The following is a 709-nucleotide window of genomic DNA, read 5'->3' on the forward strand; positions in this document are numbered from 1 at the left end:
AAATTCAGGGATCGCACTCAGGCGCGTGTCCACATTGGCCGTACATTGGGCCAACTCCTCGGCCCGCGTATCAACCAAGACACATTGCACCGGCAGATGTTGAAATTGATTGGCGAGAGCGCGTCCGACATGCCCCGCGCCCATGACATAAACATGGGGCAGTTTCGCCTCTGTAAGTTGCGCAACGGCGCAGGCACTATCTTTGTCTTGCCTGCTCATGCGGGCGAGGGAAATCTTGACCCGCCCTCCACAGCATTGCCCTATCTCTGGCCCCAAGGGGATATCCAAATGATCCGCAAGGATGCTTTTTGCCAACATCTCGCGGGCGCGTTTAATAACCATAAATTCCAACTGACCGCCACCAATCGTACCCCAAAGCGCGTCGCCCGCGACATACATCACCGTACCCACGTTGCGCGGCGATGATCCCCGCACGTCCGTGAGTTCAAGCTGAATAACCGCTTCGTTTTGCGCAAAGAAGTCACAGAGTGGGTGATTGAGGGCGCCCATTTTTTACGCCTCGGCCCGCAGCCGCTCGACGGCCATCAACACACATTCCGGCGTGGCGGGCGTGTTTAAGCGAGGGCATTCACGGTAATCCGCGACGCTTGCGACAGCCATCGACAAGGCTTCCAGCACCGAAATTCCCAACATGAATGGCGGCTCGCCCACGGCTTTAGAGCGCTTGATCGTCAGCTCCCGATTCTCG

General features: G+C 57.4%; 2 protein-coding genes. Both read right to left on the reverse strand.

Annotation, left to right across the window (positions count from 1 at the left end; genetic code table 11):
* The coding region (locus AB9F27_RS21920) for an XdhC family protein (protein WP_369758205.1) at positions 1-510 on the reverse strand (510 nt) is incomplete at its 3' end.
* Between the two features lie 3 nt (positions 511-513).
* The coding region (locus AB9F27_RS21925; protein ID WP_369758206.1) for a hypothetical protein at positions 514-709 on the reverse strand (196 nt) is incomplete at its 5' end.

The organism is Falsihalocynthiibacter sp. CO-5D18 (assembly GCF_041205445.1).
GTDB classification, from domain to species: domain Bacteria; phylum Pseudomonadota; class Alphaproteobacteria; order Rhodobacterales; family Rhodobacteraceae; genus Falsihalocynthiibacter; species Falsihalocynthiibacter arcticus.